The following is a 17145-nucleotide window of genomic DNA, read 5'->3' on the forward strand; positions in this document are numbered from 1 at the left end:
TATCGCCTGTTCTGACATCAGCCAGGTGTTGACTGCCCAAGGAAGAGACGGTATGCGGGGTTGCCAGTTTCCTCCCAGCTCGGATACCCAACATCCCTGAGGAAGTTGTTCCAGTCGTCGAGTTCCGACTGTTTCACCAACACCCCAACCACGATTCGTCCGACATCAGCTCCGTGATTGCGGTAGTGGAAAATGCTGATGGTCCATTCCGGCCGAAGCGCGGTGACAAACGTCATCAGGGCTCCCGGACGCTCAGGGAATTCAAATCGATACAACAGTTCAAGACAGCCATCATCCTGTTTGCATTGGGCCGAGGCGGGTAGTCGTCCCCCCACCATGTGACGTAGATGCACCTTGGCCAATTCATCATCACTGAGGTCTTGGCAGCTGAATCCTTGGTTCTGCAGTAATTGGATTAAGGCTCGTCGGTCTTCATGGTTCTGCACTTGAACTCCCATGAAGATCTGAGCCTGAGGTCCGTCACTCATGCGGTAACTGAATTCGGTGAGGCTGCGGCGATCGAGGCACTCGCACAGCGCTCTAAGGCTCCCGGCTCTCTCCGGTATCTGCACGGCGAGCATCGCTTCTCGCTCTTCACCGAGCTCCGCCCGCTCGGCCACGAAACGCAACCGATCGAAGTTCATGTTGGCACCGCAGGCGACTGCCACCAGAACCTGATTCTTCAAACCACGGCGCGCTACATCGGCTTTGAGGCCAGCGATGGCTAAGGCACCTGCTGGTTCAAGGATCGAACGGGTGTCTTCAAAAACATCCTTAATCGCGGCACAGATCTCATCGGTTCCCACCGTCACCATCGCGTCGACATAGCGTTGTGCGAGGGCGAAGGTGTTTTCTCCGACCTGGCGAACGGCCACGCCATCGGCGAACAGGCCCACCTGTGGAAGACGGATCCGCTCACCGGCCTCGAGGGAAAGGGTCATGGCGGCAGCGTCATGGGGTTCAACGCCAATCACCTGCACATCCGGCCAAAGGCTCTTCACGTAAGCGGCGATACCTCCGATGAGGCCACCACCACCGACAGCCACATAAATCGCGTGGGGAGGCTGGGGGATTTGGCGCAGAATTTCCATCCCAATCGTGCCTTGACCCGCAATCACCTCGGGATCATCAAAAGGATGAATGAAACAGAGACCCTCGTCTTCGCTTCGTCGTTTGGCTTCCGCGTAGGCCTCGTCGTAGGTCTCGCCATGCAGCACGACCTCTGCGCCTCGGTTGCGCACGGCCTCCACCTTCACCACTGGAGTGGTGATCGGCATCACAATCAGCGCCTTGCACTGAAGCTGCTGGGCGCTCAGTGCCACGCCCTGGGCATGGTTCCCGGCACTGGAGGCGATCACTCCCCGCTCGAGCTCTTCAGCACTGAGCTGGGCCATGCGGTTGTATGCGCCACGCAACTTGAACGAGAAGACGGGTTGGAGGTCTTCGCGCTTGAACCAGATGTCGTTATTGAGTCGGCGGCTCAGGCTGATCGCTTGCTCTAGCGGCGTCTCCCGGGCCACGTCATAGACACGTGCTCGAAGAATGCGAGGCAGGTAGTGATCCATCAGAGCAGTCTGGCTCGCCGCTGCTGCCGGGGGCCCCGTAGATTGCCTAGAACGGTCGGTGGAAGGGCATGCATCTCAGCGAGTTGACCCATCCGAATCAGCTGCACGGTTTGTCTGGGCTGGAGCTGGAGGAGATTGCCGCGCAGATCCGCGAACGTCATCTCGAGGTCGTGTCCAACAGTGGTGGACATCTGGGGCCGGGTCTGGGGGTGGTGGAACTCACTCTCGCGCTCTATCAGACCCTTGATCTCGATCACGACAAGGTTGTCTGGGATGTAGGGCACCAGGCCTATCCACACAAATTGATCACCGGTCGCTATGGCGATTTTCATACCTTGCGTCAGCAAGGCGGTGTGGCTGGTTACCTCAAACGTTGTGAAAGTCATTTCGACCATTTCGGGGCAGGACACGCCAGTACTTCCATCTCCGCAGCGCTGGGGATGGCCATCGCCAGAGACCGTCGTGGTGAGTCCTACAAATGCGTCGCTGTGATTGGCGATGGCGCACTGACTGGAGGCATGGCCCTCGAGGCGATTAACCATGCTGGACACCTGCCGAACACACCACTTCTGGTGGTTCTCAACGACAACGACATGTCGATTTCCCCTCCTGTTGGGGCCCTGTCGACCTATCTCAATCGCATGCGGCTGAGTCCCCCCATGCAGTTTCTCTCAGGCAGTGTGGAAGAGAGCATGAAGCATCTCCCCTTCATGGGCGGAGAGCTCCCTCCCGAACTGAACCGACTCAAGGAGAGCATGCGCCGTCTTGCTGTGCCGAAGGTTGGTGCTGTGTTTGAGGAGCTGGGCTTCACCTATATGGGTCCGATTGATGGTCATGACATCTCGGAAATGACCCGCACCTTCCAGGCCGCGCATCGCGTTGGAGGCCCGGTGATGGTGCATGTGGTGACCACCAAGGGCAAGGGATATCCCTATGCGGAAGCTGACCAAGTCGGTTACCACGCCCAGTCGGCATTCGACTTGGACACTGGCAAAGCTCGTCCGAGTAAGACCCCAAAACCGCCTAGCTACAGCAAGGTGTTTGGCCAAACTCTCGTCAAGCTCTGCGAACAGGATTCAACCGTGATCGGCATCACTGCCGCCATGGCCACGGGAACGGGTCTTGACATCCTGCAGAAGGCGATCCCTGCTCAATACGTCGATGTTGGGATCGCCGAGCAGCATGCAGTCACCCTTGCTGGTGGCATGGCCTGTCAGGGTCTCAAACCAGTCGTTGCTATCTACAGCACGTTCTTGCAGCGAGCGTTCGACCAGCTGATTCATGACATCGGCATTCAAAAACTACCGGTCACCTTTGTGCTCGATCGTGCTGGCATTGTTGGAGCTGATGGCCCAACCCACCAGGGCCAGTACGACATCAGTTATTTCCGCGCCATTCCGAATTTCACGGTGATGGCTCCTCGTGATGAGGCCGAATTACAGCGGATGCTGGTCACCTGCCTACAGCATGACGGCCCTGCGGCTTTGCGCATCCCCCGTGGTCCCGGAGAAGGAGTGCCGCTGATGGAGGAAGGCTGGGAACCCCTGCCGATCGGTTGTGGAGAAACGCTCTGCAGTGGCGATGATTTGCTCATCGTTGCCTATGGCTCCATGGTCAGCCGTGCCTTGGCCACAGCTGATTTACTTCGAGCCAGTGGCATCGAAGCCACGGTGGTGAATGCACGCTTCCTGCGGCCTCTGGATGAAGCACTGATTCATCCGTTAGCCCGTCGCATCGGCAAGGTTGTGACGATGGAGGAAGGGGCCTTGTCTGGAGGTTTTGGTGCTGCCCTGCTCGAATCCTTGAGCGATCACGATTTGATGCTGCCTCTTCTCCGTTTGGGCATCCCTGATCAATTGGTGGATCATGCCACTCCCCAACAGAGTTTTGAAGCTCTTGGTCTTACCCCGGAGCAAATGAAAGAACGGATTTGCAATCGGTTTGAATGGGAAGCCAGCAAAACCGGCACCACTCCTGAGACCCCGTCACTTCTTAAGCGCTGACGGGAAAGCTCAGATACAAAAAAAAAAGACCAGCCCTAAGGGCTGATCTTTTCTCATGGGTTTAAGAGGGGCAAAAAGCCCCAAGGTTGCATCTCCTCAGAGAATGCCGCGGGCAGCCAGACCTTGGATTGCACCGATTCCGATGATGTGACCCAGGCTGGTGGTGCCGAGCATGGCTGCATGGCCAAATCCACCGAAGTATTTGGAGCCAGGAAGACCTGCGCCCTCAGAGGGGTGCTTGATAGTCGCCTTGCCGACGCCAATAGCGATGACGTTGCACAGAATCATCACCAGGGCAACCTTCGGCGACCAGGAGAAGGAGGCGGGAGCGATGGCTAGAAGCGGGGAGAACATGCAAACCCTGAAGAGACACCGTATTTTCCGCTTTCAGGCAGCACTCTTCGCAGTCTCGTAAGAGTTATTCACCCGCGCCTTGTGATCCGTGTTGGTTGAGACGCTGCATCAAGCCGGCAACGATCAGCGCATTGCTCAGGGTCAGGAAGGCCTCCGCTCCGCCGTGGAGACGATCGACTGCCACGAGTTCTGAATCGAAATAACGCAGAGCAATGATTGCTGCTGCAATCGTGACGGCAACAAACAGGAGGGTCAGACGAAAACCGAGTTGGGTGAAGCGATGCACGCTCTTGCATTGACCGAGCCAATGCAGAAACAGCAGATAGGGCAGCAGTGAGCCTGCAAAGAACAGGCTTGGGTCAACCGCTGAGAGCTGTGTGATCCAGTTGATCATGCTGCGTGGTCCCCCTCGTTCGCATGACCCGCAGGGGAATCCATCCGTTCCCTGCGCAGCAGATTCCACGCCGCCAGTGCCAGGCAAGCATTGCCAAGCGCTGTGCAGCCAGCCTGAAGCACCACTAGTCCGCGCAACTGTTCGCTGTTATCGAAAAAATGCCAGGTACATGCAGCCATGGCACTCACCAGGGCTGGAGTCATTGCCAAGGCAAGCCAAAGCAGGGCTGGTTTGCCCTCCCGTTGTGCCTGACGCTGCAGCAAGGCAATCGCAGCAATCCATTCAAGAACGGAGGCCACATGGATCCACCATGTGCCAAGAGACAAGGCGTGCATCGAAGCCTGTGGTTGATGCGAGCCTAGAACTTGCTAGCGGTCGATAATGCTGAGGTCAGGTCAAGGCTGAATGGCGGTGACGCGTAGGACCCAGAGCCCTCAGGTGCTGTTATGCGGCTATTACGGCGAGCACAACCTTGGTGATGATGCACTGCTTGCTGTCTTGCTCGATCAGATCCCTTCCCCATGGATGTCTCGGGTTACAGCCCACGACAGCGAGGCGGTTCAAGGGCTGCATCAAGGCTACGGGGTTCGTGCTGTGCAGAGGAGATCGCTGAAGGCCACGGCTCAGGCTCTGATCCATTCAGATGCCTTGGTGCTTGGAGGAGGAAGTCTTCTTCAGGACAGCACCAGTTTCAAGAGCCTGATCTATTACATCTGCTTACTGGCATTGGCCAGGCTAAGGAGCATTCCCGTCATTCTCTGGGGTCAGGGGCTTGGCCCCCTGAATCGTTGGACCAGTCGCCTTTTGGTCCGACTGATCCTGCCGGGGGTCAGAGCCATCGGTTGGCGTGACCCCGCTTCAAAGCGGCTTGCTGACCAATGGCATGTCTCTGTGCCAACCCTTGTTGCTGCTGACCCTGTCTGGAGTTTTCCTGGCTTGGTTTGGGATGGTCAGCACTGCGCCGACGCAGAGCGAAGCGGCATCGTTCTCTGCTGGCGGCCAACGCGTCAGCTCAATCTGCATGAGTGGGCCCGTCTGATTGAGGTGGTGAATCAACTTGCAGAAGACCAAAGCCTGCCTGTCACATGGCTTGCGTTCCACAAGCATCAAGATCATCCCCTGCCAGGTTGGCTCGAAACGCACGGTTTGATGCCAGAAACTCTTGCCCGTCGTTCGCGCTTTCAGCTAGCTGAATCGCTGGATCAGGTCTTAACGCTGTTCTCTCGCTCTCAACTCGTCCTGCCGATGCGTTTACACGCATTGATTTTGTCTCAGTTGGCAGGGGCCCCCTGTGCTGCTCTCAGTTATGACCCCAAAGTCGCTGAGGCAGCTGCCATGGCCAAGCTCGATTGCGTCGATTTAGATCATCTCCCTTCGTTTGACGATTTGATGAGACGTTGGACAGATCAATTGATGCATCCGGTCGATGCCCACACGATCGATTGCATCAAAGAGGATGCTGGCCGTCATGGCGCAATGTTGCATCGGGAGCTCTCACGAATCATGAGCAGCCACTAGGCCGTAAGCCTCTTACCGCTTCTGGCGTTGAAGCGATGCTCCTGTTCCGGTGCCCAACTCACCTGGATCGATTCCGGAACAGTCTGTTCCGATCCCACATGCATTCGCAGTGGCCCCAGACGGGAGTCCAGCTGCCAGATTTGGCTGGCTCCGAGCCATTCTCTGTGCAGCAGCTCGCAGGCAATTCCCCCAGCCTGAAGCTTCAGAGCTTCAGGTCGAATGGCCTTGATGACACCCTGCTCAGGTGGCAAAACATTGATTTGGGGCCGACCGATAAATTCGGCTACGTACAACGAAGCGGGATGCTTGTACAACTCGATGGGGTTCGCAACCTGCTCAATCTGGCCATCCTTCAAGACAGCAATGCGATCAGCGATTGCCATCGCCTCATGCTGATCGTGGGTGACATAAATGACAGGTTTTTGATCTCGTAGCACCAGTCTGCGTAGTTCTGGTCTGAGCTCTTCTCTTAATTGTGCATCGAGATTGCTCATCGGTTCATCAAGCAGATACACCAGTGGGTCCCGAAGTAGAGCTCTTGCCAGGGCAACTCTTTGGCGCTGTCCGCCAGAGAGTTGGGCTGGTTTCTGACTGGCCCGCTCCTCAAGTTGCACCAGTTGCAGAACCTGGCGAACGCGTTGTTGGCGCTCTGATGGGGCGACTCCGCGTACTTTCAGACCCAGTTCGAGATTGGCAGCCACACTGAGGTGAGGGAAGAGGGCGTAGCTTTGAAACACCATGCCCACTTTGCGATCAACCGCTGCGGTGGAGGTGACATCAGTGCCGTCGATAGTGATGGATCCCTCGTCGGCTTGATCTAAGCCAGCGATGATTCGAAGCGTCGTACTTTTCCCGCAGCCGCTAGCCCCCACAAGTGCCAGACATTCACCATTTTGAATCTCTAGATCCAAGTGGCGAAGAATCCACCGACCGTCAATTCGACGTCCAAGATTATTGAGCTTAAGACTCATCCCTTCACCGCTCCACTCGTGAGACCGGAGACAATCGATTTCTGGAAGATTAGGACCAATGCAATCAATGGAATTGAACCGAGAACCGTGGCAGCTGCGTAGGCACCATAGGGAACTGAATAGATGGAAGATCCAGCGATGCGAGCCATGGCGACCGGAAGGGTCAGCAGGCTGGAATCGCTAAGCCAAGTCAATGCAATCGGATATTCATTCCAGGCGAATAAAAATACGAGAATGGCGGTGCTAGCAGTGGCTGGAGCGATCAGAGGAATCAGGACCCAACGCAATCGAGACCATAGGCCTAATCCTTCCAGACGTGCTGCATCTTCTAAATCGATCGGAAGGTCTCGGAATGCGGCTGAGAGCAGCAGAATTGCCAAGGGTTGAGACAACGCTGCATATGGGATTGTTAGGGCAAGAAGGTGATTGCCCAGATGTAGGCTTCGAGCCACTTCCAGCAGGGCAAGAAACAGCAACACATAGGGGAACAGGGCTGCAACGATGAGCATGGTTTGCGCCACATTCGTGATCGTGCCCCTGGACCGTGTAATCGCATAGGCAGCGGGTGTTGCGATGCAAAGGGTGAGAATGGTGCTGCCTGTTCCCACAATCAGGCTGTTGATGAGATACCTCCAGAACGGCGGATTGCCGGTGAGGACATCTTTATAATGGTTCAGAGTCCAGCGGTGATCAATGTTGGCGAAGGGGGTGATCAGAGCTTCGTTGGTGCTGAAAGAGGTATAAAGCTGCCAAAGCAATGGGCCGAGTGACCAGCTGAGCAACAACACAATCAGCAATCGCCGTACCGGGAGAGTCTTCACCGTCAGACTCTCCCGGTACGGCGTTGAAGACGAATCAGAAAGGACCAACTAATCAGGCAGAGCAGTAGTAGCAAGATGAAACTGCCGATCATCACTGTGGCGCTATAGCCGAAATCAAGGAAGCGCATGGCATTGATGTAAGCGTAGAGCGCCAGGCTTTCAGTGCTGCTGGCAGGTCCACCTCCAGTCATGACCTGCACGAGATCAAAGACACCAAAGGCCTGAGCGAGTCGAAACAGGAGAGCAAGCGCGATGTAGGGCTTCAGCAGAGGCAGGGTGATGCGCAGGAAACAGGTTCGCTGGGATGCACCTTCAAGACGCAGCGCCTCGTAGAGATCCGTTGGGATGGTTTGAAGGCCGGCTAGGAGAATTAAGGCGGCGAAGGGGGTGGTTTTCCAGACATCGGCCAACACCGTTGCCATCCATGTGATCGATGGATTGGAAAGGATATTGAGAGGAGCGACCCCCAAGAGAGACGCCGTTTGATTCAGAGGTCCGTAGGGGGTGTTGAAGATCCAGCGCCAGCCCAGCGCCATCACTGTGGTGGGCAGAGCCCATGGAATGAGCGTCAGTGCTCGGGCCACACCACGGCCTCTCCAGCGCTGATCGAGTAACAGGGCAATGGCAAGTGCCAGAAGCACTTCAAGGCTGACCGACACGACGGTGAAACGAAGTGTCTGGCCTGCATCCTGCCAAAAACGTTGATCGCTGACTAAACGAAGCCAATTGGCCCCCTGATTCGGAATTGGTACTAACCCGGTGAGCACCGAGTTGGCGTGAGCACTGAGCCACACGTAGTGCAGCATCGGAGCCACAAACACCACTGCCAGCAGGACGGCGGCTGGCACAAGAAGAAGCAGCATCAACGCCGATCTCCTGCAGAACGCATGATCACAGTGCTGGTATTGGTGGCATTTTTCATTCCCTGTTCTGCACTGACTTCGCCAGTGAGAACGCCACTCAGTTCCCTCTGGAGAACATCACTCAATTGTGCATAGAGAGGGGTTTCAGGTCTGGCTTTTGTGTGTTCTAGAGCCTCCGCAAGCTTTGGCAGGGTGGGATTCACCTTGATCAGTTCCTGATCCTGAAAGAGCGACACGAGTACGGGTGTGTAGCCATGAGAGAGAAAGAGTGTCTTTTGGGCTTCTTCTGAGGTGAGGAAGCGAATGGCCTCTGCCGTTGCATCTTGATGGGCACTGCTCTCCAACAAAGCAAGACCCCAACTCCCCAGGGTTGCTGTTGAGGAGGATGCTTCCTTGGCCACCATGGTGCTGATGCCTACCTTCCCTTTGACCTCACTGTCGGGCTTCTGCAACTCTGCCCAGGCATAGGGCCAATTCCGCATCAAGGCTGAATCCCCTACCTTGAAACTCTGCAGTGCATCTGGCTCGGCGTAATTGGTGACTGCTTGGGGACTAATGCCAGAACTGATGAGATGGCGAAGCCAGGTCGCTGCTTCAACTCCATTGCGTTTGTCGAGACCGAAGGCGCCGTTTTCTGGATCCATCCAATAACCACCGAAGCCGTCGATGATTTCAAGGAAAACACAGCTGAGGCCTTCATATTGACGCCCTTGCCATACGTATCCCCAAGGAACCTTTTGATCGGCTTGAAGCTTCACGCTGATGGCTTCGAGTTGCTCAGGGGTTTCGGGTGGCCGATCCATTAGATCAGTGCGCCAGTAGAGCAGGCCCATGCTTGCCACGAAGGGCCAGCGGTAGAGAGTGCCCTGGTAGGTGTTTCCCTCGCGAGCACCAGTGGCAAGTGTCTCCACATCCGATGCGTCGAACCAGGGATCGAGAGATTGAAGCCATCCTGCAGCTGCATATTTCGGCAGCCAGGTCACATCCATCAAAAGCGCATCGAAGGGTGTATCACCTAGAAGCAGACTGCTGATGGCCAAATCAGAAATCGCTTCTGTTTCAAACGGTCCGCGAATCACGTCAAGGTGAATATTGCCTTTGTGCAAGCGGTTGAATTGTTCCACCAATGGCCTGGTTGCATCGGCGAACGGAGCCGGCATCAGGATGTTGATGCGTTCAACGTGCCGAAACGGTGCCGATGCCAGGCCGATGGGGATGATGAGCAGCGCCAGCAGTGCAGCCAGAAGACGTGGACGCAGCGCAACAACCCTCTGCAGTGGCGTCATCGAGGCGATAACTCGAGGCTTCCCATCTGTTCTTCAGCCCAGTCTTGAACCGTAAAAGCTTCTACCGCGGCAGTCATAGTTCGCATCCGTCGCTTTTGCTCATTTTCGGGCATCTCCAGGGCCAATTCAATCGCGTCGTCCATCCGTCTGTGCGAATAGGGATTAGTCAAGACAGCACCGTCAAGAACCACAGAGGCACCTGTGAATTCTGACAACACCAATACGCCTCCTTGATTCTTGCGTGCGGCTGCATATTCCTTGGCCACGAGATTCAAGCCATCTCGCAAAGGAGTAATCCAGCAGATATCAGATTGAGTAAACCATGCCACCATCTCTTCATAGGGAATGCGGCGAGTCGAAAAACGAATCGGCACCCAGTCAATGAGGCTGAAACGGCCATTAATTCGTCCTGCCATTTCCTCAATTGAACGCTGTGTGTCTTCGTAAATTTTCATGCCGCTGGCTGCAGAGACACAGGCAAGCATTAACACCACTTTTCCATGAAGATCCTTCCGCCGTTCGAGAAGTCGCTCAAAGGCTAGGAGTAGTTCTTCATTACCTTTGGTGTAGTCGACTCTGCTGGCAGAAAGGATCAGCTTCCTCCCCTTTCTAGTGTCTTCTTCAATATGAACACCAAGATTTTTGGTCTCCTGATCGTTGACCAGTGCTTGAATCACATCAGGAGACGTTCCTACTGGTGACGAAACAAGCTGGATCGTTCGCCCCTCGTAAGTAAGCCAAGGGGTTTCTGAAGGCTCTGTGAGCGCCGTACCAGTACTAAGAAAACGAGGGTTCACAGCACGTTTTGGGCCCTTCTTGGCCCCAAGAAGACAGTTTGCCGCTCGTGCAAAGTTTTCTGTGTAACGGGGAATATGGAACCCGACCAAATCACAGCAGAGAAGGCTTTCGAGGATCTGTTGACGCCAAGGAAGAATTGCAAAGACATCGTTCCCCGGGAATGGGGTGTGATGAAAAAAGGCAATCTTTAGATCGGGGCGTTCGGCTCTGATGTAACCAGGAGCTAGCCAAAGATTGTAGTCATGAATCCAAACAGTCGCACCCACTGCGGCTTCTTTGCATGCCGCCTCTGCAAAACGACGGTTGACGTCTTCGAAAATCCCCCAGTCGGCATTGTTAACTTCGAAGTGGGTGGGGAAAGTATGGAGAATGGGCCAGAACGATTCCTTTGATGTGACGTGATAGAAGCTAGAAATCTGGTATTGCTCGAGTGGAATACGCCTCAAAGTAAAGGGAGAAGGATTCTCCATCGAGATCCTTTCGTCAACGCTGGTACTAACCTCGTCTACCTGACGCCATGCAATCCAGGTGCCATCATGATGATTGCGAAATAGGTTTCTTAGAGTTGGAATGATACCGTTTGGACTTTTCTGGTCTCCCCAACTTCGATTTCCCTTGTCATCAATGACCTCATCAAAAGGGGTTCGATGGTAGAGAAGAATAAAAGAACTCTTTCCTTCGTCGTTCAGCATGAAAGCCCTCTAAGTGCCATGTGCCTTGGTAGGCATCTGGTTGACTGCTATTTTCCCACATGCTCCACGACGCAATGGTGTGAACCACAGTGTTCTTAGGCCAATGCGTTGTCCTTATAGGTTTTGAGGGTTTCAAGCACGTCTTTGGCATGCCCTGTTGGCCGAACCCCTGTCCAAGTCTGACGAATCGTCCCGGTTGGATCGATTAAAAACGTATGGCGCAGCGAATACGGTGCCATCCATGAGCCATAGGCTTTGCTCACCCGGCCGTCCATGTCGGACAGCAGCAAGAAATCAAGCTCTTCCGAACTGCAGAAGGAGGCATGGTCGTCGACGCCATCAGCGCTGATGCCCACAATTGACGCTCCAGACTGCTCAAACTGATCGTTCAATTGCTGAAAACCGTGGGCTTCAATCGTGCAGCCCGACGTAAAATCGCGTGGGTAGAAATAAAGCACGATCCATCGACCCCGAAACTGATCAAGGCTCCAGATGTCTTGATCCTGTTGGCCTCGCACCGTTCCTGGCAGTGAAAAATCAGGAGCGCGCTGGTCAATGGACGGTAAAGGGCCCCCTAAAGCTTTTGTAGGCCTTGGGGCCAACAGCAAAGCCCCGAAAGCAGCGAGCCGACGGATGAATTGACGTCGGTTCATGCTGGTTTCGGGGCTGAAGAGATGGCTGCTGCCAGTGGCTTGGAACTCAGAGCTTGCTCAGATCCACACCAAGAGAACGAGCATAGGCACCCAGGCCTTTCTTTTGAATGGTCTTGAGGGCTCGTGTGGTCACACGAAGCTTCACCCAGCGATTGCCTTCTGCCCACCACAGCCGCCTCTGTTGCAGATTGGCTTGCTGCAGTTTCTTCGTACGGATATGTGAATGGCTCACGGCCATGCCGTTGTTAGCCCGAGTACCGGTGAGCTGACACACCCGTGACATGATGAACTTCCTGTAGAGCAGTGGCACTAAGCCAAGAGTTGATCCTACCAAAGAGGGACGCTCACACACCTCTCTCCATCAGTTCTGACATCAGTTTGGTGCTACGGGACTGAAAGCCTGCGAGCTCATTGGGCTCCAGCCCTCCGACCGACAACCGGGCCATGTCATAGAGATGCTGGGCTAGGGATGCCGCTAGTTGCTGGCTTGGAGAACTGGTCTCATTGCTGACGAGAACGCTGCCCGCATTCAGTTTCAAGAGACCTTCCACCATGGGATGACGGCGATTCACCAGCAGAACATGATGGTCTGGTAATCCGGGGAGACGTTGCTCCATCAGAGCACCGATGTCATTCATACGGCGCATCTGCTCAGGAAGAAGGATGAGTGCCGCAGGAGAATCAGCACCACCTTTCAGTGCTTGCACCTGGATCGTGACCTTGTCGTTGTTGAGCGCTTTTTTAATCAAGCCACGCAGGTTTTCACTTGGGCTTTCACCATCTTGATCGGTCAGTTCAGGTTGTTCATCGCGCAGGCTCTCGTCGAGCTCGGCATCAACACGCTGAAATTTGAGCTCACTATGCTTCGATTCAAGCCAAGGAATGAATTGACTGTCGATCACTGTTTCGGCGAGGAGAACTTCCGCTCCCTGGCCTTTCCAAAGGCTAAGAGCCCCTGCTTGTGCAATTTCGTCAGTGCAGTAAAGAACGCGATTGACATGATCGCTCGCTTGGCGGGCTCGATAGCCCGCCAAAGTTGTAAAGGCTTGATCCCCTACGGCAATGGGTTCTTCTGTTTCGCTTGGATTTGGTGGTGCGGTTGTGCCAAACAAGATGAGCTCACTGACCTGATCGGCAAACTTTTCATCCTCCATGGCCCCGATCTTCACGAATGGAGCCAAGGCATCCCATGCCTCGGCGTAGGACTTGGCATCCTCTTGCTTGAGGTTGCGTAGACGATCTGCAACTTTCTTGGCTACAAAATTGCCAATAGACCGCACTCTGCGGTCAGTCTGCAATGCGCTGCGACTGACGTTCAGAGGAATGTCTGGTGAGTCGATCACGCCTCGCAGTGGCAATAGATATCGAGGAACTATTTCCTTGATTGAATCGCTAACGAAGACTTGATTGCAGTAGAGACGGATCTCGCCCTTTTCCCAGTCGGCCCGACCACTCACTTTCGGGAAGAAGAGAATTCCTTGCAGTGCATAGGGGTAATCTGTATTGAGGTGAACCCAAAGCAATGGGTCACCCTGGAATGGATAAAGATATCGATAAAGTTCGATGTAGTCCTCGTCAGTTAGCTCTCTTGGTGATTGCCTCCATGGTGCTATTTTTTTGTTGACTGGCTCTCCTTCTAGCTCCACTGTGACCGGCATGAAGTCGCAATACTGCGTGATCAGATTGCGCAGGCGGGCTGGCTCGAGGTATTCAACTTCTTCGTCGAGAAGATGCAGAATCACGTCTGTGCCTGGTTCACTCCGCTCAGCAGCTTCAAGGCTGAAGTTGGGGGAACCGTCACAACACCAGCGCACAGGCTCTGAGTTGGGTCGAGCTGAACAGGTAATCAGCTCAACTTCTCGGGCGACCATAAAACTTGAATAAAACCCTAGGCCGAAATGTCCAATAATTGCGTCGTCTTCTTTCTTGTACTTTTCCAGGAAATCTTCTGCACTTGAGAATGCAACCTGATTGATATAGCGCTTTACTTCATCGGCGGTCATGCCAATGCCGTTATCTGTGATGGTGATCGTTTTCTTTTCGCGATCAACCCGAATTGAGACGGTGCCTTCGGCTCCTTCGCTGCAGTCTCCCGCCATCGCTGCCATTCGACGCTTGCTAATGGCATCAGCAGCGTTGCTGACTAGTTCGCGTAAAAAGACCTCATGGCCGGAATAAACCGCCTTCTTGATAATCGGGAAAATATTTTCGGTATGGATCTGAATCTGACCCTGTTCTAGAACGGTCATGGCACGAGATCGAACAAGGCGAGATTAGGGATGTCCCTTCAGCTGCTCAAGCCTTTTGTTGGTGAGGTCTCCGTACCTCGCCCGTAGGGTTAGGGAGTGCGCTGGAGATCAGAGCGTTCTTCAGCAAGAATTGCACCCTCCACCGGACAGACTTGCAGACAGATGCCGCAGTCGATGCAGGTATCGAAATCAATCCAGTAGAACTCGGTACCTTTCTTGTTGCGGCCTTGGCCTGCCTGGATGCAGGCGACAGGACACGCATCAAGGCAATCGGCGATGCCTTCGCAGACATCGGTCACGATTGTGTGGGCCATGGGGCACTCAGAGCGACGTTGATCCTAGTCAGCCGTTGATCCCACTCAGCTCGGTAACCAGACAAGAGAGCTACATCGACGCGTTGCCAGTAGTGACTCTGCGTGATCGGAACTCTCCACTGGATCCAGTTCGATCATGGCGTTCATCCCCTTGCCGTGAAGCTCCTGTTGATGGAGCAATGCTGTTTCCAGACTCGAGGCTGGGCCATAGGCCACCAGAACCCGATCCAAGTCGCTCACACAAGGTTGTTCGGCTGCAGGCAGATCTCGGATGTCGTCCACACAAAAACTGAAGCCAAGTCCTGCTGCGTTGTGGCCTGATGCTCCAAAGCGCTTCAAAACACGGTCATAACGGCCGCCACGAGCGATTACGACCGGTGCTGCACGGCCCTGGCAAACCAACTGGAAAACGAGTCCGTCATACAACTCGAAGTGGGGTTGGAAACTTGGGTCGAGCTGCAGTTTGATCCCTAGTTGGGCCGCAATCGGTTGTAGATGGTTGAACATGCGTTCCAGATGGGACAGCACTGGCTGGCTGCCGAAGACGCGTCGTTCCTCGGCGAGAACTGCAGAGGGTTCTCCTCGCAGGTCGATTTGTGTCTGAAGCCGTTGCAGTTGCTCGGCTGGTAAATCGAGTGCTTGGAGTTGAAGGCGATCGAAGCAAACAAGGGCCTGCTTGATCTTGGGACGGACCTCAGGGGCGAAGGGAGACAGAATCAGGTTCATTAAGCCGGCATGGCCGACCAGAAGCTGAGCCCCATGGTTCTGTTGGAGCTCAAGCGCTTGCATCGAGGCCATCAGCAAGGAGAGCAGTTCCAATTCGCCATTGACTTGGCTCGCACCAAACAGCTCAACGCCGCTATGAAGCTTCTCTTCGATTCGCTGCCCACCCTCATCGTTGGCGCAGCTCTCAAACACGGTTCCCGACGACCAGAGTCGTAATGGACGCGGACGCTCAGCAAGTCTGGTGGTTGCCGCTCTGGCAATCGACGCGGTCAGTTCTGGACGGAGTCCGAGCGGCTCATCAGCGACCAGACGCACAATGTCTGCGCTGTCAATGCCACCACCGGCTTTAAGGGTGTCCATCCGCTCCACCTGAGGTGGAGAGACCTCGTCATAGCCCCAACAGCGATAGACAGTGGCGAGGCGCTCGCGCAGCAACTGGTTGTGCTCCACCTGTTGGGGATTGAGATCACGCGCGCCGGAGGCAGGTTGCAGGGCCATCCCAGTGCAAACAACAGATGTCTCAGGATCCCATGAGCCCGAGATTGGGTTCGCCAATGACCTCTCCCAACAGCGGTTTCACCTGTGCCAGTTCGCTTGAGATTTGAGAATGGAGTACAGGATTCGAGGCGAGTACACGGCCTGATCCCAGTTGAAAGGGGCTTCGGTCGTAATCCGATACAACGCCACCAGCCTGTTGCACCAGGGCGACACCTGCCGCTAGATCCCAAGGAGCGAGGCCTCGTTCCCAGTAACCGTCTAACAGCCCAGCTGCGACGAAGGCGAGGTCAACAGCGGCTGCCCCTCCGCGCCGAACACCATGGGTTCGGTGGGTGAGCCAACAGAACTCGGCATAGTTGTTGTCCAGTCTGGTGTGACGGTCGTAAGCAAAACCTGTCACAAGAAGCGAATCCTTGAGATCAGAACACTGAGAGACGGCAATCGGTGCGTCGTTGCAGAAGGCGCCTTGGCCCGGACAGCTGTGAAAGATCTGCTTCAGATATGGAACAGCAATGGCCCCAAGCAATGGAGCACCGTTCCAGCACAAACCAACCGATGTGGCGAAGAATGGATATCCGTGGGCAAAGTTGGTGGTGCCGTCTAGCGGGTCCACCATCCACTGCAAGCCATCCTGTGGCCCAAGATGTCCTGATTCCTCAGCAAGGATTCCGATCTTGGGTGTTTCGGTCTGAAGCAGCTGTAGAACCGCTGCCTCAGCCGCTTCATCAGCTTCAGTGAGCAGATCTCCATGACGGCCTTTGCTGCGAATATTCGACACTCGGCCGTAGTGGACCATCAGCTGCGCTGCACCATGTTCGGCAGCTTTTTTCGCCGTGGCATGCAAGTGCGTGAGTTGCGACGTGTTCAGGCCAGCTGAACTGGCAACTGATTCGCAAGACGATCGGTTCAAGTCATTCCTCGTCGAGTGGGAGACCAGAGGTGACACGGCCTTGGCCGAAGTGACGTCCGAACTGCAGCTCGTACACCTCATCTTCATCCTGGGTTTCAGCTTCCAGATCAGCGGTTGCCCTGGCAACACAAAGCAACCCGTAGCCCTGGTCACGAAGCTCACGTGACAATCCCATCGCTTCTCTCTGATCAAGTTCTCCGCTGAGAACACGCACTGCACAGGCTGTGCAACATCCGTTACGGCAAGAGAAAGGCAGAGGGTCTCCTTGCAGTTCAAAACTGCGGAGGATGTACTCACCCTCCGGCACCTGATGGGTAATCGTGCGTTGCTCCTGTCGCCAATGGATGGTCACCCTGTGGCTGCGGGGCATGGCCGAAATCGATCAAACGCCCTGCTACATTCGCACTGCCCCAATCAGCCGCTGGAGAGGTGGCCGAGTGGTCGAAGGCGCAGCACTGGAAATGCTGTATAGGGGCAACTCTATCGAGGGTTCGAATCCCTCCCTCTCCGCTATCTACCGGCCCTAAGGC

Annotated in this window: 18 protein-coding genes and 1 tRNA gene; 3 read left to right on the plus strand and 16 right to left on the minus strand. The window is 55.0% G+C overall.

Annotation, left to right across the window (positions count from 1 at the left end):
- Positions 1-17: 17 nt before the first annotated feature.
- Positions 18-1565 carry a threonine ammonia-lyase, biosynthetic gene (gene ilvA, locus DXY16_RS12870; RefSeq protein WP_115121554.1) on the minus strand — a complete coding sequence of 516 codons (1548 nt, stop codon included), beginning with the start codon at positions 1563-1565 and terminating at the stop codon, positions 18-20.
- 68 nt (positions 1566-1633) lie between these two features.
- Between ilvA and dxs the strand changes: the two genes are divergently transcribed.
- Positions 1634-3568, plus strand: a complete 1935-nt coding sequence (gene dxs / locus DXY16_RS12875) for a 1-deoxy-D-xylulose-5-phosphate synthase (RefSeq protein ID WP_115121555.1) — start codon at positions 1634-1636, stop codon at positions 3566-3568.
- Between the two features lie 96 nt (positions 3569-3664).
- Here dxs and psaK read toward each other — a convergent pair whose 3' ends face one another.
- From psaK to DXY16_RS12890, 3 genes are all read right to left on the minus strand, one after another.
- Positions 3665-3922, minus strand: coding sequence for a photosystem I reaction center subunit PsaK (gene psaK / locus DXY16_RS12880; RefSeq protein WP_115015005.1), 258 nt, complete (start codon positions 3920-3922; stop codon positions 3665-3667).
- 64 nt (positions 3923-3986) lie between these two features.
- Positions 3987-4316, minus strand: coding sequence for a DUF3593 domain-containing protein (locus DXY16_RS12885; RefSeq protein ID WP_115121556.1), 330 nt, complete (start codon positions 4314-4316; stop codon positions 3987-3989).
- Complete coding sequence (locus DXY16_RS12890; RefSeq protein WP_115121557.1) at positions 4313-4651, minus strand: DUF2499 domain-containing protein; 339 nt, start codon at positions 4649-4651, stop codon at positions 4313-4315. Before DXY16_RS12890 ends, DXY16_RS12885 begins: the two co-directional genes overlap by 4 nt.
- Before the next feature lie 70 nt (positions 4652-4721).
- Here DXY16_RS12890 and csaB point away from each other — a divergent pair, with 70 nt between their 5' ends.
- Positions 4722-5834 carry a polysaccharide pyruvyl transferase CsaB gene (gene csaB / locus DXY16_RS12895; protein ID WP_115121558.1) on the plus strand — a complete coding sequence of 371 codons (1113 nt, stop codon included), beginning with the start codon at positions 4722-4724 and terminating at the stop codon, positions 5832-5834.
- On the opposite strand, the gene DXY16_RS12900 is transcribed toward csaB, so the two are convergent.
- From DXY16_RS12900 to DXY16_RS12955, 12 genes are all read right to left on the minus strand, one after another.
- Positions 5831-6805, minus strand: a complete 975-nt coding sequence (locus DXY16_RS12900; RefSeq protein ID WP_115121559.1) for an ABC transporter ATP-binding protein — start codon at positions 6803-6805, stop codon at positions 5831-5833. The two genes, csaB and DXY16_RS12900, sit on opposite strands and share 4 nt — an antisense overlap.
- Entirely contained in the window at positions 6802-7626 is an 825-nt protein-coding gene (locus DXY16_RS12905) for a carbohydrate ABC transporter permease (RefSeq protein ID WP_115121560.1), read from the minus strand. The genes DXY16_RS12900 and DXY16_RS12905 overlap by 4 nt, the downstream gene beginning before the upstream one ends.
- A gap of 2 nt (positions 7627-7628) precedes the next feature.
- Positions 7629-8492 (minus strand): carbohydrate ABC transporter permease, encoded by an 864-nt coding sequence (locus tag DXY16_RS12910; protein WP_115121561.1) that lies wholly within the window; start codon positions 8490-8492, stop codon positions 7629-7631.
- Entirely contained in the window at positions 8489-9775 is a 1287-nt protein-coding gene (locus DXY16_RS12915; protein WP_115121562.1) for an ABC transporter substrate-binding protein, read from the minus strand. Before DXY16_RS12915 ends, DXY16_RS12910 begins: the two co-directional genes overlap by 4 nt.
- The gene (gene ggpS / locus DXY16_RS12920; RefSeq protein ID WP_115121563.1) at positions 9772-11265 is read right to left on the minus strand and encodes a glucosylglycerol-phosphate synthase; all 1494 of its coding nucleotides are present in this window, start codon (positions 11263-11265) and stop codon (positions 9772-9774) included. Before ggpS ends, DXY16_RS12915 begins: the two co-directional genes overlap by 4 nt.
- A 95-nt stretch (positions 11266-11360) precedes the next feature.
- Entirely contained in the window at positions 11361-11918 is a 558-nt protein-coding gene (locus tag DXY16_RS12925; protein WP_115121564.1) for a peroxiredoxin, read from the minus strand.
- 46 nt (positions 11919-11964) lie between these two features.
- On the minus strand, positions 11965-12201 hold the full coding sequence (rpmB, locus tag DXY16_RS12930; RefSeq protein ID WP_115015341.1) for a 50S ribosomal protein L28: 237 nt from the start codon (positions 12199-12201) through the stop codon (positions 11965-11967).
- Between the two features lie 61 nt (positions 12202-12262).
- Complete coding sequence (gene htpG, locus DXY16_RS12935; protein WP_115121565.1) at positions 12263-14167, minus strand: molecular chaperone HtpG; 1905 nt, start codon at positions 14165-14167, stop codon at positions 12263-12265.
- Between the two features lie 89 nt (positions 14168-14256).
- Positions 14257-14481 (minus strand): ferredoxin family protein, encoded by a 225-nt coding sequence (locus DXY16_RS12940; RefSeq protein ID WP_115015026.1) that lies wholly within the window; start codon positions 14479-14481, stop codon positions 14257-14259.
- A gap of 45 nt (positions 14482-14526) precedes the next feature.
- Positions 14527-15705, minus strand: coding sequence for an ATP phosphoribosyltransferase regulatory subunit (locus DXY16_RS12945; protein WP_115121566.1), 1179 nt, complete (start codon positions 15703-15705; stop codon positions 14527-14529).
- Between the two features lie 22 nt (positions 15706-15727).
- Positions 15728-16615: an inositol monophosphatase family protein gene (locus DXY16_RS12950; protein WP_244281685.1), complete on the minus strand. Its 888-nt coding sequence runs from the start codon at positions 16613-16615 to the stop codon at positions 15728-15730.
- Between the two features lies 1 nt (position 16616).
- Complete coding sequence (locus DXY16_RS12955) at positions 16617-16985, minus strand: 2Fe-2S iron-sulfur cluster-binding protein (RefSeq protein WP_115121568.1); 369 nt, start codon at positions 16983-16985, stop codon at positions 16617-16619.
- 53 nt (positions 16986-17038) lie between these two features.
- Here DXY16_RS12955 and DXY16_RS12960 point away from each other — a divergent pair.
- Positions 17039-17125 (plus strand) — tRNA-Ser (locus DXY16_RS12960).
- Positions 17126-17145: the final 20 nt, after the last annotated feature.

It is taken from the genome of Synechococcus sp. UW105, assembly GCF_900473935.1.
Lineage (GTDB): Bacteria > Cyanobacteriota > Cyanobacteriia > PCC-6307 > Cyanobiaceae > Synechococcus_C.